This window comes from Limimaricola cinnabarinus, from assembly GCF_047631075.1.
GTDB lineage: Bacteria > Pseudomonadota > Alphaproteobacteria > Rhodobacterales > Rhodobacteraceae > Limimaricola > Limimaricola cinnabarinus.
In genome coordinates this window covers 76,997-101,949 of the sequence record NZ_JBLHYX010000004.1, presented here as the reverse complement: position 1 = coordinate 101,949, position 24,953 = coordinate 76,997, and the positions used below count along the sequence as shown (strand labels likewise).

Sequence of the window (24,953 nt, the reverse complement as noted above, 5' to 3'; positions counted from 1 at the left end):
CCTGTCTTGACGCAGCAAGGGATCAGGTCACGACCGGCACCGATCCGCCGCCCGCGCGGGCGGCGGCTGGCGGCGCTGTTGCGGCGCGGGCTGGGGCTCGTGCTGACGCTGGTGACGCTGCCGGTCGCCTTCGCGCTGGCGCTGCCCCTGCTGCTGGTGGGCCAGACCGTCACCGCCCCGAGTTGGATCACCGAACGGGTCGAGGCACAGGCCGACAGCCTCCTTGCCGGGGGATCGGTGGAGTTCGGCAGCATCGCCCTGACGCTCGGCACCGACCTGCATCCGCGGGTGGCGCTGCGTGACACGGTGCTGCGCGACGCGGGCGGCGAGGTGCTGGCCCAAGTGCCCGAGATCGACACGTTGGTCAGCCCGCGCGGCCTCGTGCTGCGCCGGACCGTGCTGGCACAGGAGGTGATGCTGCGCGGGGCGGAGATCGTTCTGGCGCGCGACGAGGCGGGGCGCGTGGCCGTGCGGTTCGAACCTGCGGGCCCGCCGTCACCTCCGGCGACCATGCCCGAGAGCGCGTCGCGCCCTTTGACCTCGACGACGGCCGGCGGCCTCGCGGGGCTGCTCGCACGGATCGACCATCTGCTCGACCGGCCGGCCCTCGATGGGCTGGAGCGGATCGAGGCCGAGGGGCTTCGGATCGAGTATTTCGACGCCCGCGCCGGACGGCGCTGGAGCGCCGATGACGGGCGGATAGGCCTCGATCTGCGGGCGGGCACGAAGCTGTCGGGACGGTTGCGGCTTCGCTCGGAGGCGGGGCAGGAAACCGGTCTCTGGGTCGGTTACGATCGCCCCGACGCCGCGCCGCAGGCCGAGGTCACCCTGCGGGTCGAAAAGGTGGCGAGCCGCGATCTCGCCAGTCAGCACCCGGCGCTGAGCTTCCTGTCGGTGCTCGACGCGCCGCTTTCGGCGAGCTTGCGGGGCCGCATCGGTGCCGATGGTGCGCCCGGGGCATTGGGTGCCGCGCTGCGGATCGGGCCGGGGGCGCTGTCGCCGGGCCGGGACGAAGGGGCCGAGGCGCTGCGATTCGACGGGGCCGAACTGGCGCTGCGCTTCGATCCCGCGCGCGACCGCATCGAGTTCGAACGCATCTCGGCGCGCGGCGATCTGGGCCGGATCGAGGGGTCGGGCACGGCCTGGCTGCGCGAGATCGAGGCGGGGTGGCCCGGCGCGCTGGTGGCGCAGCTGCGCCTCGACGAGGCGGCGCTGGCGGCGGGGGCGGGCTTGTCCGGGCCGGTGGCGCTGCGCGAGGGTCATGTCGATCTGCGACTGCACACCGCGCCTTTCGCTCTCGACATCGGCAGCCTCGGCGCGACCGATGCCCAAAGCGGCGCACGGATCGAAGCGCAGGGCCGGATTGCCCATACCGGCGAGGGGTGGGAAGCCGCGATCGCGGCGAGCAGTGCCCGGCTGCCGCGCGACCGCCTGCTGGCCTATTGGCCCCCTGCCTTCAAGCCGGGGACCCGTGGCTGGATCGACAGCCATGTGCTGGAGGGCGATCTGCGAGATCTCAGCGCCACGCTGCGCCGTGCGCCGGGGCAAAAGCCGCAGGTCGCCCTGACCCACGGCTTCGAGGCGGTCTCGCTGCGCCCGCTCGATGGGCTGCCGCCGATCACCGGGGCGTCGGGCTATGCGAGCCTCGGCGGGGATCGGTTCTCGGTGACGATGACCCGCGGGGCTGCGCAGGCTGCGCAGGGCGGGCGCGTCGATCTGTCGGGGACGAGCTTCACCATCCCGCAGCTCGGGCCCAAGAACCCGCAGGCCGACATCGCCATCGAGGCCGAGGGCCCGGTGACGGCGATGCTGTCGCTGATCGACCAGCCGCCGTTCCGCTTTCTGCAAAAGGCCGGAAAACCGGTGGATCTCATCGAGGGGCGGGGCCGGGTCCACGCGCATGTGGCGCTGCCGCTCGGTGCGCCGGTGACGCCCGATGACGTGGACTGGTCGGTGGCGGGCACGCTGCGCGACGCCACGAGCAGCGCCATCGTACCGGACCGCCAAGTCGCGGCGCAGGAGCTTTCAGTGGCGATCGACGCGCAGGCGCTGGAGGTCGCGGGTCCGGTGCGCATCGATGGCCTGCCCGCTGATGTGCGCTTTCGACAGCCTTTGGGCCCCGGCGCGGCGGAGGCGCGTCTCGACGGCACGGTCGAGCTGTCGCTGCGCTTTCTCGACACGTTCGGCATCGCACTGCCCGATGGCACGCTGAACGGCGAGGGGCGCGGCACGGTCGCGATCACGCTGCCCAAGGGCGCGCCGCCTCGCGTAAGCCTCGGCACCGACCTGTCGGGGCTGGGCCTGTCGATCCCGGCGCTGGGCTGGACCCTCGCGCGCGGCACCACGGGACGGCTCGAGATCGAGGGTGCGCTTGGCCGGACGCCGCGCATCGACCGGATCGCTCTGGATGCGGGCGGGCTGTCGGCGCGCGGCACGCTGGCCCTGCGGCCCGGCGGCGGGCTGGAACGGGCCAGCTTCTCGCGGCTGCGCCTGTCGGACTGGCTCGACGTCAGGGCCGACCTCGTCGGGCGGGGGCCGGGCGAAACCGTGGAGGTCGAGATCGTGGGCGGCGCGCTCGACCTGCGACGCGCCGGTTTCGGCCAGGGCGGAGGCGGCGAAGGCGGGCCGATCAGCCTCGCCCTGGACCGGTTGCGCGTGACCGACGCGGTCTCGCTCACAGGGCTCAGGGGCGAGTTCTCCACCCGGGGCGGATTTTCGGGCCGCTTCGACGCCGCCGTCAATGGCGGCGCGCCGGTCTCGGGGCTGGTCGTGCCCGACCGGGACGGCACGGCGGTGCGGATCACCGGGCCCGATGCGGGGGCGGTGCTGCGCTCGGCTGGGCTTTACGGCACCGCCACGGGGGGCTCGCTCGACCTGACGCTGCTGCCCGAGGCGCGGCCGGGGCATTATGCCGGAAGCCTCGACGTGACGGGCCTCAGGGTGCGCGACGCCCCGGCCGTGGCCCAGCTTGTCGACGCGATCTCTGTGGTGGGGCTGCTCCAGCAGCTCGACGGCAAGGGGCTTGCCTTCGACCGGGTGCTGGCGGAGTTCAACCTTACCCCCGACACGCTCGAGATCACGCAATCGAGCGCCACCGGGCCGGGACTTGGCATTTCGCTCGACGGGCGCTACAGCCTCGCGACCAGACGCATGGCCTTCGCGGGCGTCGTCTCGCCCTTCTATCTCGTCAATTCGCTGGGATCGTTCCTGACCCGTCCCGGCGAGGGGTTGATCGGCTTCAACTATACGCTCGGCGGCACGCCCGAAGACCCCGATGTCTCGGTCAACCCGCTTTCCGCGCTCACCCCCGGCCTGTTCCGCGAGATCTTTCGCAGGCCGCCACCGAACTGACCTGAGGCCCGCCGATGAAGCTCTCGGATTTCGATTTCGACCTGCCCGACGAGCTGATCGCGACCCGCCCCGCGCGGCCGCGCTCCTCGGCCCGGCTCTTGCTGGCGCAAGGCGGGGAGATCGCCGACCGGGTGGTGACCAATCTCGTGGAGATCCTGCGCCCCGGCGACCGGCTGGTGCTCAACGACACCAAGGTGATCCCGGCGCGTCTCACCGGCATCCGCACCCGACCGGGGGCTTCGGGCGAGGGTACGGCGAGGATCGAGGTGACGCTTCTGGGCCCGCGCCCCGACGGCAGCTGGTCGGCGCTGATCAAACCCCTGCGCAAGCTGCGCGAGGGCGAGGTGATCGAGTTTTCGGACCGGCTCTCGGCCGAGCTGGTGTCGCGTGAGGAAGGGCAGGGCGTGCTGCGCTTCGATCTGGAGGGCGACGCCTTCGACCGGGCGCTGCAAATGGTCGGCGCGATGCCGCTGCCACCCTATATCGCCGCCAGGCGCGCCGCTGACGAGAGCGACCGCGAGGATTACCAGACCGTCTGGGCCGCGCGCCCCGGCGCCGTCGCGGCGCCGACCGCGTCGCTGCATTTTGATGAGCCGCTGATGGCGGCGCTGGCCGCGCGCGGCGTCGATGTCACCCATGTGACTCTGCATGTGGGCGCGGGCACCTTCCTGCCGGTCAAGGTCGACGACATCCGCGACCACAAGATGCACGCGGAATGGGGCGAGGTGAGCGCGGGTGCCGCCGCCGAGATCGCCGCCACCCGCGCGGCGGGCGGGCGGGTGATCCCGGTAGGCACCACCGCGCTTCGGCTGATCGAGAGCGCGGCACGCGATGGCGAGATCGCGCCATGGTCGGGCGAGACCGATATCTTCATCACGCCGGGATTCGCGTTCCGCGTGGCCGACGGGCTGATGACCAACTTCCACCTGCCCAAATCGACGCTGATGATGCTGGTGTCGGCGCTGATGGGCGTGGAGGAGATCCGCCGCATCTACGAGCATGCCATTGCGAATCGCTACCGTTTCTTTTCCTACGGCGACGCGTCGCTGCTGCTGCCCCGCGCCGATAGCTGAGGCCGCTTCGCTTTCGTCCGACGTTCCGTCGCATTGTTGAGAGACTCGCGCTGTAGCGTCGGGTTAGCCGGGCCATGAGCCGGCAGAAAGGAACACGCCATGATTCAGGTTCTCGGGAGCTCCTGGGCGCTCTTCATCGGCATGTTCATGCTGATGATCGGCAACGGCCTGCAAGGTACGCTGCTCGGCCTGCGCGGCGAGATCGAAGGATTCTCGACGATCGAGATGTCGGTGATCATGTCGGCCTATTTCGCGGGCTTCCTCTTCGCCTCGCGCTATGCGCCCCGGATGATCCGCCGGGTCGGCCATGTGCGGGTCTTCGCCGCGCTCGGCTCGACCATCTCGGCGGTACTGATTCTCTATCCGACGCTGGCCGAGCCATGGGCCTGGACGCTGGGCCGGGTGGCCATCGGGTTCTGCTTCTGCGGCGTCTACATCACCGCCGAAAGCTGGCTCAACGACGCCGCCTCGAACGAGAACCGCGGCAAGGCGCTATCGCTCTACATGATCGTGCAGATGGCGGGCATCGTCACCGCGCAGTATCTGGTGACGCTGGGCGACGTGTCGGGCTTCATCCTCTTCATCATCCCCTCGGTGCTGGTGTCGATGGCCTTCGCGCCGATCCTGCTCTCGGTAAGTCCGGCGCCGGTGTTCAACACCACCAAGCCGCTGCCGATCCGGCGGCTGATCGATGCCTCGCCTCTGGCCTGTATGGGGATGTTCCTGCTGGGCGGGGTCTTCGCGGCGCAATTCGGCATGTCGGCGGTCTACGGCGCGCGCGCCGGGTTGTCGGTGGCGCAGATCTCGCTGCTGGTCTCGGTGACCTATGTGGGCGCGCTGGTGCTGCAGTTCCCGATCGGCTGGCTGTCGGACCGGATCGACCGGCGCTGGCTGATCCTCGGCCTCTCGGGTCTGGGCGGCGCGGCGGCGCTGACGGCGTTCCTGCTGCCCGGATATATCGGGCTGATCCTCGTGTCCTCGGCGCTGGTGGGGGGCACATCGAACCCGCTCTACGCGCTGCTCATCGCCTATGCCAACGACTATCTCGACCGCGAAGACATGGCCGCGGCTTCGGGCGGATTGCTGTTCATCAACGGCGTCGGCGCCATCGCCGGTCCGATCGTGGTGGGCTGGATGCTCGACAATGTCGGCGCGCATGGCTTTTGGGGCTTCATCGCGGTGCTGATGCTGGGGCTCGCCTCCTATGCGGGCTGGCGGATGCTGCGTCGCCCGGATCGCGGCGTCGAAGTGGGCGATACGGTGAGCTACGTCCCGGTCTCCGCGACCGGCACCGCCGTGGCCGCCGAGGTCGCGCAGGAGGTCTATATCGAGCACGAGATCGAACAGCTCGAGGAGGCGCGCGACGACGCCGCCTGAGGCGGGAAGGGGCCGGGAACGTGCGGTTTCGGGCCGCCGGGCACCTTCGTGCTTGACCCGCACGGGGGTTGGGGCAGGTTTGGGGAACCACCGAGAAGGAGGACCACCATGACCGCCACCCCCGTCACCGCCCAGGCCGAGGCACCGACCGAGGCCGAGAGGGTGCTGACCTTCTGGCTCGAGGAGGTCGAGCCGAAGCAATGGTACACCGCCGACGACGATCTCGATGCCACAACCCGCAGCCGCTTCGCCGGGCTGTGGGACAAGGCGGCCGAGGGCGCTTTGGGCCATTGGCTGACCGAACCCAACGGCGCGCTGGCCTATATCATCGTTACCGACCAGTTCGCGCGCAACCTGTGGCGCGACGATCCGCGCGCCTTCCAGCTCGACGACAGCGCGCGCTCGGTCGCCAAGCTGGCGATCGACAATGGCTGGGACCGCGAGATCGTGCCGCCGGGTCGGCAGTTCTTCTACCTGCCATTGATGCATTCCGAGAACCTCGTCGATCAGGACCGCGCCGTGCGGCTGTTCCACGAGCGGATGCCGGAGGCCGAAAGCAGCCTGCTGCATGCGCGTGCCCATCGCGAAGTCATCCGCGACTTCGGCCGGTTTCCGTTCCGCAACAAGGCGCTGGGCCGCGAAACCAGCGAGGCCGAGGCGGAGTGGCTGGAACAGGGCGGCTATGGCGCCGTGGTCGAGCGGCTCAAATCGGACGCGAAGTGACCTAGAGGCATCCTTCGCAACCCCGTCATGCATGGGGGGCGTCTGGTAGCCCGGCGAAAACTGGTTTAGCGTCAAACCAATTTTGCCGGACCCCCGAGGAGGAACACCGAATGGCCGCCAAGAACTTCGACGTGATCGTGATCGGCTCGGGCCCGGGCGGCTATGTCGCCGCGATCCGCGCCGCCCAGCTGGGCAAGAAGGTCGTGATCGTCGAACGCGAGAATTTGGGCGGGATCTGCCTCAACTGGGGCTGCATCCCCACCAAGGCGATGCTGCGCTCCTCGGAGGTGTTTCACCTGATGCACCGTGCCAAGGAGTTCGGGCTGAAGGCCGAGAGCATCGGCTACGATCTCGACGCGGTGGTCAAGCGCTCGCGCGGGGTGGCCAAACAGCTCAGCTCGGGCATCGGTCACCTGATGAAGAAGAACAAGATCGAGGTGGTGATGGGCGAAGCCACCATCCCCGCCAAGGGCAAGGTCTCGGTCAAGACCGAGAAGGGCACCGAGGAGCTGACCGCCAAGAGCATCGTCCTCGCCACCGGGGCGCGCGCCCGCAACCTGCCGGGTCTCGAGGCCGATGGCGATCTGGTCTGGTCCTACCGTCACGCGCTGGTGCCGCCGCGCATGCCGAAGAAGCTTCTCGTCATCGGCTCGGGCGCGATCGGCATCGAATTCGCCAGCTTCTACAATACGCTGGGCGCCGAAACGACGGTGGTCGAGGTGATGGACCGGATCCTGCCGGTCGAGGACGCCGAGATCTCGGCCTTCGCCAAGAAGCAGTTCGTCAAGCAAGGCATGACGATCATGGAAAAGGCGATCGTCAAGAAGCTCGATCGCGGCCAGGGCAAGGTCACGGCGCATATCGAGACCAAGGGCAAGGTCGAGACGCACGAGTTCGACACGGTGATCTCCGCCGTCGGCATCGTCGGCAACACCGAAGGGCTGGGCCTCGAGGAGTTAGGCGTCAAGATCGACCGCACCCATGTCATCACCGACGAATATTGCCGCACCGGGGTCGAGGGGCTCTATGCCATCGGCGACATCGCGGGCGCGCCGTGGCTGGCGCACAAGGCGTCGCATGAAGGCGTCATGGTGGCCGAGCTGATCGCGGGTGGGCATCCGCACCCGGTCAAGCCCGAGAGCATCGCGGGCTGCACCTACTGCCAGCCGCAGGTGGCGAGCGTCGGCTATTCCGAGGCCAAGGCCAAGGAGATGGGCTTTGACGTGAAGGTCGGGCGTTTTCCGTTCATCGGCAACGGCAAGGCGATCGCGCTGGGCGAGGCCGAGGGCATGGTCAAGACCGTGTTCGACGCCAAGACCGGCGAGCTTCTGGGCGCGCACATGGTCGGGGCCGAAGTGACCGAGCTGATCCAAGGCTACATCGTGGGCCGCACGCTCGAGACCACGGAAAAGGAGCTGATGGAGACGGTGTTCCCGCATCCGACGCTGTCGGAAATGATGCATGAGAGCGTGCTCGACGCCTATGGCCGCGCGATCCACTTCTGATCTCCGTCGCACCGCAGGATCATGGAACGCCTCCGACCTGACCGGTCGGGGGCGTTTTGTGTTAAGATGAAACCCCCGGGGCTGTTTTTCCCGGAAAAGGGGGGTTTATGCGTTTACCATTGTTTTACTTTGCCGCGGGCATGGTGGCTTTCGTCGCGCCTGCGCATTCCATGGAGGCCGACCGCGAGTCGGTCTTTGAAATTCAGGTTCTGCTACAGCATCTCGGCTACGAGCCGGGTCAGATGGACGGCCTCGCAGGTCCACGGCTGGCGCGCGCTATTCGCACCTTCGAGGCGGATCACGGGCTGCCGATCACGGGACAGGCCGACATGGCCCTGAACGAACGGCTGCACGGCCTTGTCGCCGCGCGGCCCGCCCGTGCGCTTCTCGAGACGAACGCGCGGCAGGGCCATGGCTTCTGGCAAAGGCATAGCTGGCCCGCCCGGATGGGCGGTCTCTAAAGGGCGCGCACGCCGCGTACCCGTGCCGCGACCCGGCATCCGCCGCGATCATCATGGGGCGGGTTGCGGCATTTCGCGCAGCCCCGCCATGTGTTACCCTTTCGTTCTCATTTCGCGGTTGGAGATCGGACCGTGAGGCCCTATCTTCCGGGCTGGACACTGGTGGGGACCTGCATGCCGGAACTGAAGCAGATCGAGGTGCGCGGCGCGCGCGAGCACAATCTCAAGAACGTCGACGTGGACATTCCGCGCGACCAACTGGTGGTGATCACCGGGCTTTCGGGCTCGGGCAAATCCTCTCTCGCCTTCGACACGATCTATGCCGAAGGCCAGCGCCGCTATGTCGAGAGCCTCTCGGCCTATGCGCGGCAGTTCCTCGACATGATGGAAAAGCCCGATGTCGATCACATCTCGGGCCTCTCGCCCGCGATCTCGATCGAGCAGAAGACGACCTCGAAGAACCCGCGCTCGACTGTTGGCACCGTGACCGAGATCTACGACTACATGCGCCTGCTCTTCGCGCGGGTCGGCACGCCCTATTCCCCCGCCACCGGCCAGCCGATCGAGGCGCAGCAGGTGCAGGACATGGTCGATCGGGTCATGGCGATGGAGGAGGGCACGCGCGGCTACCTGCTCGCGCCGATCGTGCGCGACCGCAAGGGCGAGTACCGCAAGGAGTTCGTGGAGCTGCGCAAGCAGGGCTTCCAGCGGGTCAAGGTGAATGGAGAGTTCCACGAGCTTGAAAACCCGCCGACGCTCGACAAGAAGTTCCGCCACGACATCGACGTCGTGGTCGACCGGGTGGTGGTGCGCGAAGGGCTCGAGACGCGTCTTGCCGACAGCTTCCGCACCGCGCTCGATTTGGCCGATGGCATCGCGATCCTTGAGACGGCCCCCGCCGAGGGCGAGCCGGAGCGGATCACCTTCTCGGAGAAGTTCGCCTGTCCCGTCTCGGGCTTCACCATCCCCGAGATCGAGCCGCGGCTGTTTTCGTTCAACGCGCCCTTCGGGGCCTGTCCCTCCTGTGACGGTCTTGGCGTCGAGCTGTTCTTCGACGAACGCCTCGTGGTGCCCGACGTCACGCTCAAGGTCGCGGACGGCGCCATTGCACCGTGGCGCAAGGGCAAGACGCCCTATTTCCTGCAGACCATCGAGGCCATCTCCAAGCATTACGGCGTGCCCAAGACGGCGCGCTGGAAGGACCTGCCCGAAAAGGTGCAGCAGGTGTTCCTGCGCGGCTCGGGCAAGGAGGAAATCGATTTCCGCTATGATGACGGCGGCCGCGTCTACAAGGTGTCGCGCCCCTTCGAAGGCGTGATCCCCAACCTCGAGCGCCGCTACCGCGAGACCGACAGCGCTTGGGTCCGCGAAGAGATGGAGCAGTACCAGAACAACCGCGCCTGCGGCACCTGCCATGGCTACCGCCTGCGCGAAGAGGCTCTGGCGGTCAAGATCGGCTCGGCCAAGGACGGCGCGCCGGGCCATCGGCATGTCGGCCAAGTGGTGCAGATGTCGATCCGCGAGGCGCATGAGTGGTGCGAGACCGTGCCCGCCGCGCTCTCCAAGCAGAACAACGAGATCGCCCGCGCCATCCTCAAGGAGATCCGCGAGCGGCTCGGCTTTCTCAACAATGTCGGCCTCGATTACCTGACGCTGTCGCGCAACGCCGGCACGCTCTCGGGCGGCGAAAGCCAGCGGATCCGTCTGGCGAGCCAGATCGGCTCGGGCCTGACCGGCGTGCTCTACGTCCTCGACGAGCCGTCGATCGGCCTGCATCAGCGTGACAACGACCGGCTGCTGACCACGCTCAAGAACCTGCGCGATCAGGGCAACACGGTGATCGTGGTCGAGCATGACGAGGAGGCGATCCGCGAGGCGGATTACGTTTTCGACATGGGGCCGGGCGCGGGCGTGCATGGCGGCGCCATCGTGGCCGAAGGCACGCCGCAGGAGATCATGGCCAACCCGGACTCGGTCACCGGCCAATACCTCGTCGGTACCCGTGAGATCGCGGTGCCGGCCGAACGGCGCGCCGGCAACGGCAAAAAGCTGACGGTGGTCAAGGCCACCGGCAACAACCTGCAGGAGGTCACGGTCGACTACCCTCTGGGCAAGTTCGTTGCCGTCACCGGCGTGTCGGGCGGCGGCAAGTCGACCCTGACCATCGAGACGCTCTACAAGAACGCCGCGATGAAGCTCAATGGCGCGCGGCAAGCACCCGCGCCTTGCGAAACCATCAAGGGCTTCGAGCATCTCGACAAGGTCATCGACATCGACCAGCGCCCGATCGGCCGCACCCCGCGTTCGAACCCCGCGACCTATACCGGCGCCTTCACTCCGATCCGCGACTGGTTCGCGGGCCTGCCGGAGTCCAAGGCGCGCGGTTACAAGCCGGGGCGGTTCTCGTTCAACGTCAAGGGCGGCCGCTGCGAGGCGTGCCAGGGCGACGGCGTCATCAAGATCGAGATGCACTTCCTGCCGGACGTCTATGTCACCTGCGAAACCTGCAAGGGCGCGCGCTACAACCGCGAAACGCTGGAGGTGAAGTTCAAGGGCAAGAGTATCGCCGATGTGCTCGACATGACGGTCGAGGACGCGCAGGAGTTCTTCAAAGCGGTGCCCTCGATCCGCGAGAAGATGGACGCGCTGTGCCGCGTTGGTCTGAACTATATCAAGGTCGGCCAGCAGGCGACGACGCTTTCGGGCGGCGAGGCGCAGCGGGTGAAGCTTTCCAAGGAACTGGCCCGCCGCTCGACGGGCCGCACGCTCTATATCCTCGACGAGCCGACCACCGGCCTGCATTTCGAGGATGTGCGCAAACTTCTTGAGGTGCTGCACGAACTGGTCGAAAGCGGCAACACCGTCGTCGTGATCGAGCACAATCTCGACGTGGTGAAGACCGCCGATTGGATCATCGACATCGGTCCCGAGGGCGGCGATGGCGGTGGTACCGTGGTGGCCACGGGCACGCCCGAAGAGGTGGGCGAGGTCGAGGCGAGCCATACGGGCCGCTATCTCAAGCCGATGCTGAAACCGCGCAAGATCGCGGCCGAATAGGACCGTGCCAAAACAAAAAGGCCGCCCCTCGGGGCGGCCTTTTCTCGATGTGGTCCGGTCAGGGGGCTCAGTACCCGGTCGGGCCACCGAAAAGGGTCGATCCGTTGCTGGCATCGGCTTCGAGCGAGACAGGCTGAACCTCGCTGGACGTCTCGATCCTGTCAGCCTCGGCCAGAACCGGATCGGTGGACACACGGTCAGTCTCGACCTGAACCGTCTTCGGTCCGGTTGTTGTCACCGTCGTATCGGCGATCTCGACCGAGTTGGTGGAGGTGACGCGGCGCGAGGCGAGGGCCGTCGCTGCTTCGGCGGCAAGCGACGAGGTCACGACCCGCGCACCGTCCTGTATCGTGGTCACCGGTGGTGTCGCGGGCGCCTCGTCGAGGCTGGCGTAACCGATGTTCTCGGGGCGCAGGCGCGGGCGCAGGTTCACCTGTTCGGGGGCAAAACGGACCGGTGCCGGTCGGGCGGCCTGCGCTGCGGCCGCGCCGCCACCAGCGGCGACGGCGACCGTGGTGGCGACGCCCAGCGGGACGCCCGCCTTGCGCGCGGCCTTGCGCAGCTCCTTTTCAACCTTGCGCACCTGCTTGGCGTTCGCGGCGACTGCACCGTTGAGAAGCTGCGCCACGGCGGCGTTGCCGCGCACCTTGAACTTGGGCTTGGCGTCGACGGCCATGGGGGCGAATGCGAGGGTCAGCGCGGTGCCGAGGCCAAGGATGGTCTTCATGGTGCTGCACTCCAGTAACGGATTTGACCAGACAACACCGCAAACCTATGGGCCGTTCCCCGCGCTGCGATCACGACGGCGAAACTCCGCGCTCCACCCCTTCCAGAAATTCGGCCGACACGCCGCGCAGCATCTTGCGAAGCGCCTCGCGCGGTTCGGCCCCCGCGCTGATCGCAGCATCATAGGCGCGGCGCTGCCGCGTCGCCGAAGACCCCTGCTGTGCGATCCGGCGGGTGCCGCGCAGCTCATCGAGACAGCCTAGCGCCCGCGCGTCGGGCTCCATCATCTCCTCGAGTTCGCCCAGGAGTTCCTGCATGGGGCGCAACTGGTTCCGGCCAAGGTCGAGAAGCGTGCCCTCGGTGCCGTAGCGCTGCGCGCGCCAGCGGTTCTCCTCGATCAGGAACCGCTCATAGACGCGCCAACGCTTGTTCTCGGTCTTGAGCCGATGCAGCATCCGCATCACGCATTGCACGAAGGCCGCGACCGACAGCGCCTCTTCCATGCGCGGCATCACGTCGGCGATCCGGGTCTCCAGCGTCGGCCATGCCTCCGAGGGGCGCAGATCCCACCAGATCTTCGAGGCGTCTTCGATGATCCCGGCGCTGACCAGCGCATCGACCATCTTGCGATATTCGGCCCAGCTTTCGATGCGGGGCGGCAGGCCCGAACGCGGGCACTGGTCGAAGATGTTGAGCCGCCAGGACGACAGCCGCGTGTCTTCGCCGCGCCAGTAGGGCGACGAGGCCGAGAGCGCCAGTACGAAGGGCAGAAAGTAGCTCGCCTGCGCCATCAGGTCGGCGCGCAGCTCGTGATCCTCGCCAAGCCCCACATGCACATGCATGCCACAGGTCATCAGCCGGCGCGCGATGCCGCCGATATCCTCGGCGATCTTGTCGTAGCGGGCGGCATGGCCTGTGCCCTGGCTCTCAGGGTCGCCCCACGGGTGGCACGACACGGCGACGAGCGCGAGGCCGTGATCATCAGCCACCTCGGCCAGACCGCCGCGCAGATGCGCAAGATCGGCGCGCGCCTCGGCGATGTCGGCGGCGACCGATGTGCCGATCTCGATCTGGCAGTCGCGGAACTCGGGGCTAACCTGATCGCCGAGCCGTTTCTTGGCGGCGGCGAGCATTTCGTCCGGCACGGCGGCGAGGTCCATCGTTTCGGCATCGACGACGAGATATTCCTCCTCGATTCCGAGGGAAAAGGCGGGATCTGACATGGGCGCGGCCCTCCGGCTTGTTGCCGGGGCCAACGCGGCGCGTCGCGTTACGGGTCCGAGACGCGTCAGGCGACGGTGATCGTGCCGCGCATTTTCGGATGGAGCGTGCAGAGATAGGGGTAGGTGCCGGGCGTGGCAAAGGACATGCGCACCGATTGGCCGCGGCCGAGGCGCCCGCTATCGAACAGCCCGGTTTCGGAGGTGGCGGTGTGGGGCGCCAGATCGGCGTTGGTGAAGATTACCATGTCGCCCGCCGCGATCGTCAGGGCGGCGGGCAGAAAGGCGAACCCTTTGATCTCGACCTCGTGGAGCCTGCCCATGGCGGGCCGTGGGGGCGGCGCGCCGCGCGGCGTGGCGGGTGGGGCAATGGACGTAGTGGCGGCGGCAGCGAGGCCACCCGCCCGCGCCGCGAGAACCCAAAGCGGCAGGGCGGCGGTGGCGGCCAGCCCGCGAAGGAGAAAGCGTCGGCGCGTCGGCATGATGCGGCCTCCTCGCGCGAAATACGCGATGGGGGCAGCGTCGCGCGGACGCCGCCCCCTGTCGAGCCACATTGCCGTGACGGGTCAGTCCATCGGCTTGAAGTTGAACTCGCCGCCATCCTTGATGCCCGACGGCCAGCGCGCGGTGACCGTCTTGGTCTTGGTGTAGAACTTGAAGCTGTCGGTGCCGTGCTGGTTCAGATCGCCGAAGGCCGATTTCTTCCAACCGCCGAAGCTGTGATAGGCCAGCGGCACCGGGATCGGCACGTTAATGCCGACCATGCCCACGTTCACGCGGTTGGCGAAGTCGCGCGCCGCGTCGCCATCGCGGGTGAAGATCGCGGTGCCGTTGCCCATCTCGTGATCCATGGCGAGCTTGAGCGCCTCCTCGTAGGAGCCCGCGCGCACGGTCGACAGGACCGGGCCGAAGATCTCCTTGCTATAGATCTCCATGTCCGGCGTCACGCGGTCGAACAGATGCGCGCCGACGAAAAACCCGTTCTCGTAGCCCTGCAGGCCGAAATCACGCCCGTCGACGACCAGTTCCGCGCCCGCATCCACGCCCGACTGCACCAGCTTGAGGATGTTCTCCTTGGCGGCGGCGGTGATGACCGGGCCGAAATCCACGTCGTCGCCCGAGGTGTAGGGCCCGACCTTGAGGCTTTCGATCCGGGGCTTGAGCGCCGCGATCAGTCGATCGGCGGTCTCGTCGCCCACCGGAACCGCGACCGAGATCGCCATGCAGCGTTCGCCGGCGGCACCGTAGCCCGCGCCGACCAACGCGTCGGCGGCCTTTTCCATGTCCGCGTCGGGCATGATGATCATGTGGTTCTTGGCACCGCCAAAGCACTGCACGCGCTTGCCATGGGCGCAGCCCTTGCCATAGATATATTCCGCGATCGGGGTGGAGCCGACGAAGCCGACCGAGGCGATGCCCTCATGCTCGAGGATCGCGTCCACCGCGTCCTTGTCGCCGTTGACGACCTGCAGGATGCCCTTGGGCAGTCCGGCCTCTTCCATCAGCTCGGCGAGCATCATCGGTACCGAGGGCGCGCGCTCCGACGGCTTGAGGATGAAGGCGTTGCCGCAGGCGATGGCGGGGGCGAACATCCACATCGGGATCATGGCCGGGAAGTTGAACGGCGTGATGCCCGCCGAAACGCCGAGAGGCTGGCGCATCGAATACATGTCGATGCCGGGGCCCGCGCCATCAGTGTATTCGCCCTTGAGCAGATGCGGCGCGCCGATGCAGAACTCGACCACCTCGAGGCCGCGCTGCACGTCGCCCTTGGCGTCGGGGATGGTCTTGCCATGCTCGCGCGACAGCGCTTCGGCCAGCTTGTCCATGTCGCGGTTCAGCAGACGCACGAACTCCATCATCACCCGGGCGCGGCGCTGCGGGTTGGTCGCGGCCCAGCCGGGCTGGGCCTTCTGCGCGGTCTCGACGGCGAGGTCGATCTCCTCGCGCGAAGCCAGCGGCGCGCGCGACTGCACCTCGCCGGTGGCGGGGTTGAAGACGTCGGCGTAACGGCCCGAGCGGCCCTCGGCATGTGCGCCGCCGATGTAATGGGTCAGGTTCTGCATGTCCGGTCCTCCGAAAACGATAACTGTCAAAAGCAGGTATAGCCTTGCGGAAATGCCTGTAGAAGCGGCAGGATGCCAAAACGGTTTTGCATTTTTGCAAGATGAAGGGATGTGCGTGGAGAACTGGGACGACATTCGTGTCTTTCTCGCCGTGGCGCGGGCCGAAAGCCTCTCGGCGGCGGCACCCGGCCTCAGGATGGACCCCGCGACGCTCGGGCGGCGCATCGCGCGGCTTGAGGAACGTTTGGGCGCGGCGCTTTTCGTCAAGAGCCCGCAGGGATACGCGCTGACCGGGCGGGGCGAACGGCTTCAGGTGCATGCGGCGCGCGCCGAGGCGGCGCTGGCGCTGGCGGGAGAGGCGGGGCCGCAGGAGCGCGGCCTCGCGGGACAGATCCGCATCGGTGCGCCGGATGGTTGCGCCAACTTCATCCTGCCGCAGGTCTGCGCGGCGATCCAAGGGCAGAACCCGGACCTCGAAGTGCAGATCCTGGCGCTGCCCCGCGTGGTGAACCTCTCCAAGCGCGAGGCCGACATAGCCATCACCGTAAGCCCGCCGGAAACCGGGCGGCTCACCGTGCAGAAGATCACCGACTACCGGCTGAGCCTCGCGCAACGCCGTGACGCGCCCGCGCCGCAAAGCCTCGCGGCGCTCGGGGACAGGCCTCTCGTCGGCTACATCCCCGACATGATCTTCGACCGCGAACTCGATTATCTCGGGGATCTGGGCGCGCGGGGCGTGCCACTGGCCTCGAACTCGGTGTCGGTTCAGCTGCAGATGCTACGCCATGCGGGGATCGGCATTGTGCATGACTTCGCGCTGCCCTTCGCGCCGGAACTGGTCCGTGTCCTCACCCGAGAGCTGTCGCTCACCCGCGCCTTCTGGCTCGTGCGCCACGCCGCCGACCGCCGCTCGGCGCGGCTGTCGCGCTTTGCCGCGGCGCTGATGGCCGCGATGCGTGCGGAGGTCGCGCGTCTCGAAGCGGAATGCTTGACAGGGGGGAGCGCGGAGCGCGACGGTTGACTCACGGCCCCCGCAGATCGGGGGCGCCAGCAGAGGAGGGCGTCCATGCTCGTGCAACAGATCCTGAAATCCAAGGCCAATGATACCGTCGCCACCGTGACGCCCGACACCACGGTGGCCGAGGCCGCGCGGCAGCTGTCGAACAAGCGCATCGGCGCCCTCGTGGTCTCTCAGGACGGCAAGCGCGCGCAGGGCATCATCTCGGAGCGCGACATCGTGCGCGAGATCGGTCGGCGCGGGCCGGACTGCCTCGAGGAGAAGGTCGCGGCGATGATGACCGCCGATCCGGTCACCTGCCACCGCGAGGAGGTTGCCGATCACGTGCTCGCACGGATGACCGAAGGCCGGTTCCGCCATATCCCCGTGGTCGATGGCGAGGAGATGATCGGGCTGATCTCGATCGGCGACGTGGTCAAGGCACGGCTGTCAGAGCTGTCGATGGAGAAGGATGCGCTTGAAGGGATGATCATGGGCCACTGAGCCCGGCGGTCATGCCGAGCCGTGCCCGTGCGGCGCGGGGTCTTGCATCTCGCGCCGCCGTGATGTCGTGTGGCGCGCGAACATGCGGCGAGGAGACGTCATGCGCATCGGGCTCTACCCCGGAACCTTTGATCCGGTCACACTCGGCCACACCGACATCATCCGCCGCGCCTGCACGTTGGTCGACCGGCTGGTGATCGGCGTGGCGATCAACCGCGACAAGGGGCCGCTGTTTTCGCTCGATGAACGGGTGGCGATGATCGAGGCCGAGACCGCGCCGATCGCCGCCGCCTGCGGCTCCCAGATCGTGGTGCATCCCTTCGAGAACCTGCTGATCGACGCGGCGCGCGACGTGGGCGCGCAGATGATCATCCGCGGCCTGCGCGCGGTGGCGGATTTCGAATACGAATACCAGATGGTCGGCATGAACCGGATGCTCGACAAGTCGGTCGAGACGGTCTTTCTCATGGCCGAGGCGCGCCACCAGGCCATCGCCTCCAAGCTGGTCAAGGAGATCGCGCGGCTGGGCGGCGACGTGTCGTCCTTCGTGCCCTCCGGCGTCGAGGACGCGTTGAAGATCCGGCTCGAACTTTGAGGCGCGGACCTCCGGGCGGGCTTGGGGCGTTGGCCTTCGAACCCGTTTCGAGGAGCGCCCGATGAGCCGAACCCTGACCCGCCTTTCCCTGTCCGTCTTCGCCCTCGCGGCCGGTGGCGCGCTCGCGCAGCAATCGCAGGAAAGCGGCGCGGACATCGCGGCCGACACTCGCGAGATCCTGCAAAGCCCGCCCTCCGACGCCTCAGGCGGCGCATCGCCCGCAGACACCTCCGGCGGGGCCGCGTCTTCGGACACCTCCGGCGGGACCACTTCCCCCGACAGCGCGAGCGAGGCGCCGTCCTCCCCGGCAGCACAGTCTGAACCGGCCCCCGCCGCATCCCCCGAACCGCTCCCCGAGCCGACTCCGCGCGGGTCCTCGGCCCAGCCCGAAACGCTGCGGCTTCTCGAAAACAGCGGCGCGCGACCGGTCGAGGCTCAGCAGGGTGTGCCGGACCAGTCAGGCGGCGGCTTCGGCCCCTCGGTCGAGGTTCCGACCGTAGTTCCTGCGCCCGACGAGGCCGCGATGCAGGCCGATCCGGCCAAGGGCCTCCCCAGCCCCGAGGCGATCGAGGCCGCGACTTATGAAGGCGGCACGCTCCTCGACGGCCAATCGGCCCTCACCGTCAAGGTGCAGGTGCTGCTCGACCGCGCGCATGTCTCGCCCGGCATCATCGACGGTTGGAAGGGCGGGATGAGCGAGAGCGCCATCGCCGCCTTCGAGACGCGCGAGGGCTTTGCCGCCGATGGGCAGCTTGATCAGCAGGTGTGGGACGCGCTCACCGCCAATCTCTCCGTGCCGATGCTGCAAAGCTACACGATCACCGAGAACGACATGTCGGGGCTGAGCGCGCCGCTGCCAGACGACTATGCCGAACTCGCCGAGCTCGACCAACTCGGCTACACTAGCGTCACCGAAAAGCTGGCCGAGCGTTTCCACATGTCCGAGGACTTCCTCAAGGCGCTCAACGCGCAGGCGGCATGGCAGACGGGGACCACCATCACCGTCACCGATCCCGGCCCCCGGCTTGAGACGAAAGTGGCGCGCATCGAAGTGCGCAAGGACACGAGCCGCCTTGCGGGCTTCGACGCCGATGGCCGGATGATTCTGAACTACCCCGTCACCATCGGATCGTCGCAGACGCCGTCGCCCTCCGGCACGGTCGAGGTGGTCGCCGTGGCGCTGGACCCGACCTACACCTACAACCCTGACATCAACTTCCAGCAGGGCGACAATGACGAGGTGCTGATCCTGCCGCCCGGCCCCAACGGCCCTGTAGGATCTGTCTGGATCGACCTTAGCAAGCCGACCTATGGGCTGCACGGCACCTCCAAGCCGGATTCGCTGTTCAACGCGGCGAGCCATGGCTGCGTACGCATGACCAACTGGGATGCGGAGGAGCTGGCGCATCTGGTGTCGAGCGGCGTGACCGTCGAGTTCGTGGAATGAGGGCGCTGATCCTCGCGCCGGTGCTGGCCTTCCTCGCCGTGCCGATGACGGCGCAGGAGACGACACCGACGCAGGTGCCGACGCCGCCCGCGCGACCGGCGGACCTCGCCCCCGTCACCGATGCGGCGGACGGACAGGGGAGCGACACTCTGGAGGGTGCGCCCCAGACCGTGCCGACGCCGGAAGCGAGGCCTGAGACGTCTGCTTCGGAGGACGACGTGGGAGTGGACGCGGAGCGGGAACGGGAGGAATTCACCGAGACCGAGACCGAGACCGAGACCGAGACCGAGACCGAGACCGAGATCCCGGAGGCTGGGCTGGCCCGCGACGAGGTGCCGCCGATGCCCGAACGTCTGGCCGCGACCGAGGCCGCGCGTACGGCCTGCATGGCGGAGCTGGACGCGCTGGGAGCGGTCTATGAAACCGGGGCCGCGGTCGACGATCCCGATGTCGCCGATTGCGGCATCGTCCATCCGGTGACGCTCAGCGAAGTTCTGCCCGGTGTGGCCCTGACCCCGCCGGCGCCGATGCGCTGTGAGACGGCGCTGGCGCTGGCGCGCTGGACCCGCGATTTCGGCCAGCCCGCCGCCGAGAGGCTCGGGCGCGGCGCGTTGACCGAAATCCGGCAAGGCACGGTCTATAATTGTCGTGGCCGCAGTTCGGATTCCGACACCATGTCCGAACATGCCTTCGGCAACGCGGTGGATATCATGGCCTTCGGCTTTGCCGATGGCGCGGATGTCGCGGTCGAACCGCGCGAGCGCGAGGGCACCATGGCCGAGGCGTTTCAGGACGCCGTGCGCGCCAGCGCCTGTCTGGAGTTCACCACCGTGCTCGGGCCGGGATCGGACGCGGCCCATGCCGATCACCTGCATCTCGACGTGAAATCGCGGCGCGGCGGGTTCCGACTTTGCCAATGAATAAAGGCCGCCCCCAAGGGCGGCCTTTCGCATCGGGGCAAGGGCGGGCGATCAGCCGAGCTTGCCCATCGCAACGGCGGTATCGGCCATGCGGTTCGAGAAGCCCCACTCGTTGTCGTACCACGTCAGGATGCGGCACATCGTGCCGTCCATGACCTTGGTCTGATCGGTGTGGAACACCGAGGAATGCGGGTCGTGGTTGAAGTCCGAGCTGACCAGCTGGTCGTCGGTGAAGCCGAGGATGCCCTTGAGCGGGCCTTCGCCGGCAGCCTTGCGGATCAGGTCGTTGATCTCCTCGACGCTGGTTTCGCGCGACGCGACGAAGGTCAGGTCCACGACCGAGACGTTCGGGGTGGGGACGCGGATCGCGACGCCGTCGAGCTTGCCGTTGAGCTCGGGCAGGGCGAGGCCCACCGCCTTGGCGGCACCGGTCGAGGTCGGGATCATCGAGAGCGCCGCAGCGCGGGCGCGGTAGAGATCCTTGTGCATCGTGTCCAGCGTCGGCTGGTCGCCGGTATAGCTGTGGATCGTCGTCATGAAGCCCTTGTCGATGCCGATGGCGTCGTTGAGGACCTTGGCCACCGGCGCGAGGCAGTTGGTGGTGCACGACGCGTTCGAGATCACCTTGTCCTCGGGCACCAGCGTCTCGTGGTTGACGCCGTAGACGATGGTCTTCTCGGCGCCCGAGCAGGGCGCGGAGACGAGCACGCGCTTGGAGCCGTTCTCGAGATGCATCGCGGCCTTTTCGTGGCTCACGAAGATGCCGGTGCATTCGAGCGCGACGTCGACGTCCGACCAGGGCAGCTCCTTGGGGTCGCGGATCGCGGTGACGCGGATCGGGCCGCGGCCGACGTCGATCGTGTCCTCGGTGGTCTTCACCTCGTGCGGGAAACGGCCATGCACGCTGTCATAGCGCAGCAGGTGGGCGTTGGTCTCGACAGGGCCGAGGTCGTTGATGGCCACGACCTCGATATCGGTGCGGCCGGATTCGATGATGCCGCGCAGGACGTTGCGTCCGATGCGGCCGAAGCCGTTGATTGCTACCTTGACAGCCATGGGGGTCTCCTCGGGAATTGCCGGGCTTGGGTTCGGCGCCAAGATCGGCATTTGTGGCCCGGCGTCAACCAAAGATCGCCGCCAAGGCCGGGCGTGAGCGCTGCCGTTAGCGCCAAACGGCGAGCCAGCGCAACAGATCGAGCCCCGCGCGGCCAAGAGTGAGCGAAACCTGACCCTCGAACCAGTAGTGATCGGCGACAAGGGCGGCTAGAATGGCCGCGAACAGGGCGAGGGCGAAGGAGGTGCTCATGCAGGCCAGCCTAGACCGCAAGATCCCCGATGCGCAGGCGGTAACGGTGTCGCGACTGCGCGCCGACGACTGGCTGTTGCTGCTTGGTCGCCTCCTGATCGCCGCGCTGTTTGTCGGCGGCGCGCTGCAAAAGGCCTTCGACCCCCAGCAGGTGATCGGTCTGCTGAGCGGGTGGCACCTGCCGGGCCTGCTCGTCTGGCCCGCGCTGGCCTACAATGCCGCCGCCGGTCTGGCGCTGGCCTTCGGCGTGGCGGTGCGGCCGCTGGCGCTGTCGCTGGCGCTTTATTGCGTCGTCACCTCCGCGTTCCATTTCTTGCCGGGGGACCCGTGGCAGATGACGATCTTCGTCAAGAACTGGGCCATCGCGGGCGGCTGCCTCGCACTGGCCGTCGCGGGGGCGGGGCGGATCGCGGTGCGGCTCGACTAGGCGCTCTATCGGGCGGTTTCGGGCTTGCGCGCCGTGAACACATGCGCCTTGAGGTCGAGCACCGGCGGCGTGCCGAGGCGTGCCTCCAGCTCCTCGCGCATCGCGGAGACGACGGTGTCGGGGGCGATGCCGCGCTCGGCCAGCTCGGCGATGATCGGGTTGCCCTGGACGAGACCGCGCGCGAACCCCTCAGGGTCGGTGACCTCGCGGCGCAGGCAGAGCTCCGCGTGTCCCGCGACAAGACCCGCCTGCGACAAGTCCGACAGCGCCTGCGCCGGATCGCCATAGGAAAAAGGGTACGTGTAAAAGCCGGGCGGATCTTCGGGAAACACCTGCTCCGAGACCGCTTGGGCGACCTGCGCGAAGGCATTGTCGCGCATCAAAGCCCAGCTGTTGAACAACAGATGCCCACCGGGCCGCAGCACCCGCGCGGCCTCGCGAAAGGCGTCTACCTTGTCGGGAAAGAACATCACCCCGAACTGGCAGACCACAAGATCGAAGCTCGCCCCGGGAAAGGGCAGGGACATGGCGTCTGCCTGCGCGACGTCGACCGCTTCGTCCGCGGCAAATTTGGTCCGCGCCACATCGAGCATCGCCGGGCTGAGGTCGGTGACGACGAGGCGGGCCGAGGCGGGAAGGGCATCGCGCAGGCGGCGGCTCAGGATGCCGGTGCCGGCGGCGCTCTCCAATACCGAGGCGGGCGCCAGCGCGGCGGCGCGGCGGGCAAGGTCGCTTGCGGCATCCGCGAAGATCCATGGCCCGAGGCCCTCGTCGTAATGACGGGGAATGTCGCCGGTGAAGAAGCGGGGGGCCTCGGCCATGATCGTACTCCCTGACGAGAGGGTCCCGCCGGGCCGCAGCATAACACGAAATCGCGCCGATCGCCGAAGCGCGATCTGCCAAGGCCGCATGCAAAAGGGGCGGCCCGAAGACCGCCCCCTTGTTCTCGAAACGACGCCCGCTCAGAGCAGCGATTTCACCTTCGCGGCCACGGCCTCGGCGGTGATGCCGAACTTCTCGTAGAGCGTCTCGGCCGGAGCGGATGCGCCGAACCCCTCCATGCCGACGAAGCCCGCCTTGGGCTCGCGGCCGCGCTCGCCCAAAAGCAGCCGGTCCCAGCTCTGGCGCACGCCGGCCTCGACTGCCACGCGGACCGGGCCCGCGGGCAGCACGCGCTTGCGGTAGCTCTCGTCCTGCGCGGCGAAAAGCTCCATGCAAGGCACGGAGACGACGCGGGTGCCGATGCCCTCGGCCTCGAGGATGTCGCGCGCCTTGATCGCGATCTCGACCTCGGAGCCCGAGGCCATGAGGATCGCGCGGCGCTTCTCGCCCGCTTCGCGCAGCACGTAGGCGCCCTGCTCGGTGAGGTTCTTCGACTTGTGCTCGTCGCGGACCGGCATCAGGTTCTGGCGGCTCAGCGCCAGCACCGAGGGGCGGTCGGAGGTCGACAGCGCGATCTCCCACGCCTCGGCGGTCTCGACGGTGTCGGCGGGACGGAACACGTAGGTGTTCGGCGTCGCACGCAGCATCGACAGGTGTTCGACCGGCTGGTGGGTCGGGCCGTCCTCGCCCAGACCGATGCTGTCATGCGTCATCACGTAGACCACCGGCTGATGCATCAGCGCCGAGAGGCGCATCGCGCCGCGCGCATAGTCGGTGAAGGCCATGAAGGTGCCGCCGTATGGGCGCAGACCGCCATGCAGCGCGATGCCGTTCATCGCCGCGGCCATGCCATGCTCGCGGATGCCGTAATGGATATAGCGGCCCGAGCGGTTCTCCGGCGAGAACACCTCCATGTCGCCCGAACGGGTGTTGTTCGAGCCCGTCAGGTCGGCCGAACCGCCCACGGTCTCGGTCATCACGCCGTTGACGACGTTGAGCACCATCTCGGAGGATTTGCGCGAGGCGACCGATTTGGCGTTCTCCACGGTCTCCTTCTTGAAGGCGCGGATCTTGGCGGCCAGCGCCTTGGGCGCTTCGCCGGCGAAGGCGCGCTCGAATTCCATGCGCTTGCGCTCGGAGAGCGCGTCGAAACGCTCGCGCCACTCGTCATGCGCCTTGGCGCCGCGCGCGCCCATCGCCTCCCACTGCGCTTTGACGTCGCCGGGGATCTCGAAGGCGCCGTGCTCCCAGCCATAGGCGGCCTTGGTGTCGGCGATCAGCTTCTCATCGGTCAGCGCGCCGTGGCCCTTGGCGGTGTCCTGCGCCGAGGAGCCGAGCGCGATATGCGTCTTGCAGGCGATCATCGAGGGGCGCGGGTCGGCCTTGGCGGCCTCGATGGCCGCGTCGATTGCCTCGGGGTCGTGCCCGTCGATCGACTGCACGTGCCAGCCCGAGGCCTCGAAGCGCTTGGCCTGATCGGTGATGTCGGCGATCGACACCTTGCCGTCGATGGTGATGCCGTTGTCGTCGAAGAACACGACGAGCTTGGAGAGCTTCTGCATGCCCGCAAGCGCGATCGCCTCCTGGCTCACGCCCTCCATGAGGCAGCCGTCACCGGCCATCACCCAAGTGTAGTGATCGATGATCTTGGGGCCGTATTTCGCGCGCAGCATCTCTTCGGCGATGGCAAAGCCCACCGAGTTGGCGATGCCCTGGCCGAGCGGGCCGGTGGTGGTCTCGACGGCGTCGAGATACTCGCTCTCGGGATGACCGGCGGTCTTGGAGCCCCACTGGCGGAAGTTCTTGATCTCTTCGAGCGGCACTTCCTCATAGCCGGTCAGATGCAGCACCGAATAGAGTAGCATCGAGCCGTGGCCCACCGAAAGGATGAAGCGGTCGCGGTCGGCCCAGGTCGGCGCCTTGGGGTCGAATTTCATATGCTTGTCGAACAGCACGGTCGCGACGTCGGCCATGCCCATCGGCATGCCGGAGTGGCCCGAATTGGCGGCGGCAACGGCGTCGAGGGTCAGGGTGCGGATGGCCGCAGCCTTCCTCCAGTGCTCGGGATGCTTGTCGCGCAGGGCGGCGATGTCCATGGGTAACCTCCGGTTTGCATCGGGGGCGCGGCCGCGGCCCCTCGTTGCGCATGGTATTGACAGGGGCCGCGGGCGAGTTCAAGCGGACGGGCGGAGCCATGTGTCTGGCGCGGCGCGGTTTGCGGGTCGCGGAGGCGTGGTCTAGGTTTTCCGAAGCCCGGCGCGATTCGGACGGCCCCCCGGCCGACCGAGGCGGCGACGGGGCAGGGCAGGCAGGGGC

Annotated in this window: 21 protein-coding genes; 13 read left to right on the top strand and 8 right to left on the bottom strand. The window is 67.9% G+C overall.

All coding sequences use genetic code 11. The annotated features are described in order from the left end of the window. Window positions 1–6: 6 nt before the first annotated feature. From ACJASC_RS04995 to uvrA, 7 genes are all read left to right on the top strand, one after another. Window positions 7–3,351 carry a YhdP family protein gene (locus ACJASC_RS04995; RefSeq protein ID WP_415144059.1) on the top strand — a complete coding sequence of 1,115 codons (3,345 nt, stop codon included), beginning with the start codon at window positions 7–9 and terminating at the stop codon, window positions 3,349–3,351. Window positions 3,352–3,365: 14 nt separating this feature from the next. Next, entirely contained in the window at window positions 3,366–4,424 is a 1,059-nt protein-coding gene (gene queA / locus ACJASC_RS04990) for a tRNA preQ1(34) S-adenosylmethionine ribosyltransferase-isomerase QueA (protein ID WP_415144057.1), read from the top strand. Between the two features lie 99 nt (window positions 4,425–4,523). Then, on the top strand, window positions 4,524–5,801 hold the full coding sequence (locus tag ACJASC_RS04985) for an MFS transporter (protein ID WP_415144055.1): 1,278 nt from the start codon (window positions 4,524–4,526) through the stop codon (window positions 5,799–5,801). Window positions 5,802–5,909: 108 nt separating this feature from the next. Next, window positions 5,910–6,524: a DUF924 family protein gene (locus tag ACJASC_RS04980; protein WP_415144053.1), complete on the top strand. Its 615-nt coding sequence runs from the start codon at window positions 5,910–5,912 to the stop codon at window positions 6,522–6,524. 110 nt (window positions 6,525–6,634) lie between these two features. Further along, window positions 6,635–8,029 (top strand): dihydrolipoyl dehydrogenase, encoded by a 1,395-nt coding sequence (gene lpdA / locus ACJASC_RS04975; protein ID WP_415144051.1) that lies wholly within the window; start codon window positions 6,635–6,637, stop codon window positions 8,027–8,029. Window positions 8,030–8,136: 107 nt separating this feature from the next. Then, window positions 8,137–8,490 carry a peptidoglycan-binding domain-containing protein gene (locus ACJASC_RS04970; protein ID WP_415144049.1) on the top strand — a complete coding sequence of 118 codons (354 nt, stop codon included), beginning with the start codon at window positions 8,137–8,139 and terminating at the stop codon, window positions 8,488–8,490. A gap of 174 nt (window positions 8,491–8,664) precedes the next feature. Beyond that, window positions 8,665–11,547, top strand: coding sequence for an excinuclease ABC subunit UvrA (gene uvrA, locus ACJASC_RS04965; RefSeq protein WP_415144047.1), 2,883 nt, complete (start codon window positions 8,665–8,667; stop codon window positions 11,545–11,547). Window positions 11,548–11,614: 67 nt separating this feature from the next. Here uvrA and ACJASC_RS04960 read toward each other — a convergent pair whose 3' ends face one another. The 4 genes from ACJASC_RS04960 to ACJASC_RS04945 all read right to left on the bottom strand — a co-directional run bounded on the left by ACJASC_RS04960 (window position 11,615) and on the right by ACJASC_RS04945 (window position 15,559). Next, on the bottom strand, window positions 11,615–12,274 hold the full coding sequence (locus ACJASC_RS04960) for a hypothetical protein (RefSeq protein ID WP_415144045.1): 660 nt from the start codon (window positions 12,272–12,274) through the stop codon (window positions 11,615–11,617). Between the two features lie 70 nt (window positions 12,275–12,344). Further along, on the bottom strand, window positions 12,345–13,496 hold the full coding sequence (locus ACJASC_RS04955; RefSeq protein WP_415144043.1) for a carboxylate-amine ligase: 1,152 nt from the start codon (window positions 13,494–13,496) through the stop codon (window positions 12,345–12,347). 65 nt (window positions 13,497–13,561) lie between these two features. Further along, complete coding sequence (locus ACJASC_RS04950; protein WP_415144041.1) at window positions 13,562–13,975, bottom strand: cupredoxin domain-containing protein; 414 nt, start codon at window positions 13,973–13,975, stop codon at window positions 13,562–13,564. Window positions 13,976–14,059: 84 nt separating this feature from the next. Next, the gene (locus ACJASC_RS04945) at window positions 14,060–15,559 is read right to left on the bottom strand and encodes a CoA-acylating methylmalonate-semialdehyde dehydrogenase (protein ID WP_415144039.1); all 1,500 of its coding nucleotides are present in this window, start codon (window positions 15,557–15,559) and stop codon (window positions 14,060–14,062) included. 109 nt (window positions 15,560–15,668) lie between these two features. On the opposite strand from ACJASC_RS04945, the gene ACJASC_RS04940 reads away from it, so the two are divergent. The 5 genes from ACJASC_RS04940 to ACJASC_RS04920 all read left to right on the top strand — a co-directional run bounded on the left by ACJASC_RS04940 (window position 15,669) and on the right by ACJASC_RS04920 (window position 20,022). Continuing rightward, window positions 15,669–16,580, top strand: a complete 912-nt coding sequence (locus tag ACJASC_RS04940; RefSeq protein ID WP_415144037.1) for a LysR family transcriptional regulator — start codon at window positions 15,669–15,671, stop codon at window positions 16,578–16,580. A 45-nt stretch (window positions 16,581–16,625) separates the two neighbouring features. Continuing rightward, window positions 16,626–17,060, top strand: coding sequence for a CBS domain-containing protein (locus ACJASC_RS04935; RefSeq protein ID WP_415144035.1), 435 nt, complete (start codon window positions 16,626–16,628; stop codon window positions 17,058–17,060). Between the two features lie 100 nt (window positions 17,061–17,160). Next, entirely contained in the window at window positions 17,161–17,655 is a 495-nt protein-coding gene (gene coaD / locus ACJASC_RS04930; protein ID WP_415144033.1) for a pantetheine-phosphate adenylyltransferase, read from the top strand. Window positions 17,656–17,716: 61 nt separating this feature from the next. Next, window positions 17,717–19,102, top strand: coding sequence for a L,D-transpeptidase family protein (locus ACJASC_RS04925; protein ID WP_415144031.1), 1,386 nt, complete (start codon window positions 17,717–17,719; stop codon window positions 19,100–19,102). Further along, window positions 19,099–20,022, top strand: coding sequence for an extensin-like domain-containing protein (locus ACJASC_RS04920; RefSeq protein ID WP_415144029.1), 924 nt, complete (start codon window positions 19,099–19,101; stop codon window positions 20,020–20,022). The genes ACJASC_RS04925 and ACJASC_RS04920 overlap by 4 nt, the downstream gene beginning before the upstream one ends. 51 nt (window positions 20,023–20,073) lie before the next feature. Here ACJASC_RS04920 and gap read toward each other — a convergent pair whose 3' ends face one another. Beyond that, window positions 20,074–21,078, bottom strand: a complete 1,005-nt coding sequence (gap, locus tag ACJASC_RS04915; protein WP_021693484.1) for a type I glyceraldehyde-3-phosphate dehydrogenase — start codon at window positions 21,076–21,078, stop codon at window positions 20,074–20,076. Between the two features lie 106 nt (window positions 21,079–21,184). Next, window positions 21,185–21,328 (bottom strand): hypothetical protein, encoded by a 144-nt coding sequence (locus ACJASC_RS04910; protein WP_021693485.1) that lies wholly within the window; start codon window positions 21,326–21,328, stop codon window positions 21,185–21,187. Between ACJASC_RS04910 and ACJASC_RS04905 the strand changes: the two genes are divergently transcribed. After that, a complete protein-coding gene (locus ACJASC_RS04905) occupies window positions 21,327–21,755 on the top strand; it encodes a DoxX family protein (protein WP_021693486.1) in 429 nt (142 codons plus the stop codon). The two genes, ACJASC_RS04910 and ACJASC_RS04905, sit on opposite strands and share 2 nt — an antisense overlap. 5 nt (window positions 21,756–21,760) lie before the next feature. On the opposite strand, the gene ACJASC_RS04900 is transcribed toward ACJASC_RS04905, so the two are convergent. Next, window positions 21,761–22,576 carry a class I SAM-dependent methyltransferase gene (locus ACJASC_RS04900; protein ID WP_415144026.1) on the bottom strand — a complete coding sequence of 272 codons (816 nt, stop codon included), beginning with the start codon at window positions 22,574–22,576 and terminating at the stop codon, window positions 21,761–21,763. Window positions 22,577–22,717: 141 nt separating this feature from the next. Continuing rightward, window positions 22,718–24,733 (bottom strand): transketolase, encoded by a 2,016-nt coding sequence (gene tkt / locus ACJASC_RS04895; RefSeq protein ID WP_021693488.1) that lies wholly within the window; start codon window positions 24,731–24,733, stop codon window positions 22,718–22,720. Window positions 24,734–24,953 lie beyond the last annotated feature (220 nt).

Excerpts from the sequence above, each read along its gene's own strand:
- queA (WP_415144057.1), top strand. The coding sequence starts at position 3,366 with ATGAAGCTCTCGGATTTCGATTTCGACCTGCCCGACGAGCTGATCGCG.
- ACJASC_RS04985 (WP_415144055.1), top strand. The coding sequence starts at position 4,524 with ATGATTCAGGTTCTCGGGAGCTCCTGGGCGCTCTTCATCGGCATGTTC.
- ACJASC_RS04980 (WP_415144053.1), top strand. The coding sequence starts at position 5,910 with ATGACCGCCACCCCCGTCACCGCCCAGGCCGAGGCACCGACCGAGGCC.
- lpdA (WP_415144051.1), top strand. The coding sequence starts at position 6,635 with ATGGCCGCCAAGAACTTCGACGTGATCGTGATCGGCTCGGGCCCGGGC.
- ACJASC_RS04970 (WP_415144049.1), top strand. The coding sequence starts at position 8,137 with ATGCGTTTACCATTGTTTTACTTTGCCGCGGGCATGGTGGCTTTCGTC.
- uvrA (WP_415144047.1), top strand. The coding sequence starts at position 8,665 with ATGCCGGAACTGAAGCAGATCGAGGTGCGCGGCGCGCGCGAGCACAAT.
- ACJASC_RS04960 (WP_415144045.1), bottom strand. The coding sequence starts at position 12,274 with ATGAAGACCATCCTTGGCCTCGGCACCGCGCTGACCCTCGCATTCGCC.
- ACJASC_RS04955 (WP_415144043.1), bottom strand. The coding sequence starts at position 13,496 with ATGTCAGATCCCGCCTTTTCCCTCGGAATCGAGGAGGAATATCTCGTC.
- ACJASC_RS04950 (WP_415144041.1), bottom strand. The coding sequence starts at position 13,975 with ATGCCGACGCGCCGACGCTTTCTCCTTCGCGGGCTGGCCGCCACCGCC.
- ACJASC_RS04945 (WP_415144039.1), bottom strand. The coding sequence starts at position 15,559 with ATGCAGAACCTGACCCATTACATCGGCGGCGCACATGCCGAGGGCCGC.
- ACJASC_RS04940 (WP_415144037.1), top strand. The coding sequence starts at position 15,669 with ATGTGCGTGGAGAACTGGGACGACATTCGTGTCTTTCTCGCCGTGGCG.
- ACJASC_RS04935 (WP_415144035.1), top strand. The coding sequence starts at position 16,626 with ATGCTCGTGCAACAGATCCTGAAATCCAAGGCCAATGATACCGTCGCC.
- coaD (WP_415144033.1), top strand. The coding sequence starts at position 17,161 with ATGCGCATCGGGCTCTACCCCGGAACCTTTGATCCGGTCACACTCGGC.
- ACJASC_RS04925 (WP_415144031.1), top strand. The coding sequence starts at position 17,717 with ATGAGCCGAACCCTGACCCGCCTTTCCCTGTCCGTCTTCGCCCTCGCG.
- ACJASC_RS04920 (WP_415144029.1), top strand. The coding sequence starts at position 19,099 with ATGAGGGCGCTGATCCTCGCGCCGGTGCTGGCCTTCCTCGCCGTGCCG.
- gap (WP_021693484.1), bottom strand. The coding sequence starts at position 21,078 with ATGGCTGTCAAGGTAGCAATCAACGGCTTCGGCCGCATCGGACGCAAC.
- ACJASC_RS04905 (WP_021693486.1), top strand. The coding sequence starts at position 21,327 with ATGCAGGCCAGCCTAGACCGCAAGATCCCCGATGCGCAGGCGGTAACG.
- ACJASC_RS04910 (WP_021693485.1), bottom strand. The coding sequence starts at position 21,328 with ATGAGCACCTCCTTCGCCCTCGCCCTGTTCGCGGCCATTCTAGCCGCC.
- ACJASC_RS04900 (WP_415144026.1), bottom strand. The coding sequence starts at position 22,576 with ATGGCCGAGGCCCCCCGCTTCTTCACCGGCGACATTCCCCGTCATTAC.
- tkt (WP_021693488.1), bottom strand. The coding sequence starts at position 24,733 with ATGGACATCGCCGCCCTGCGCGACAAGCATCCCGAGCACTGGAGGAAG.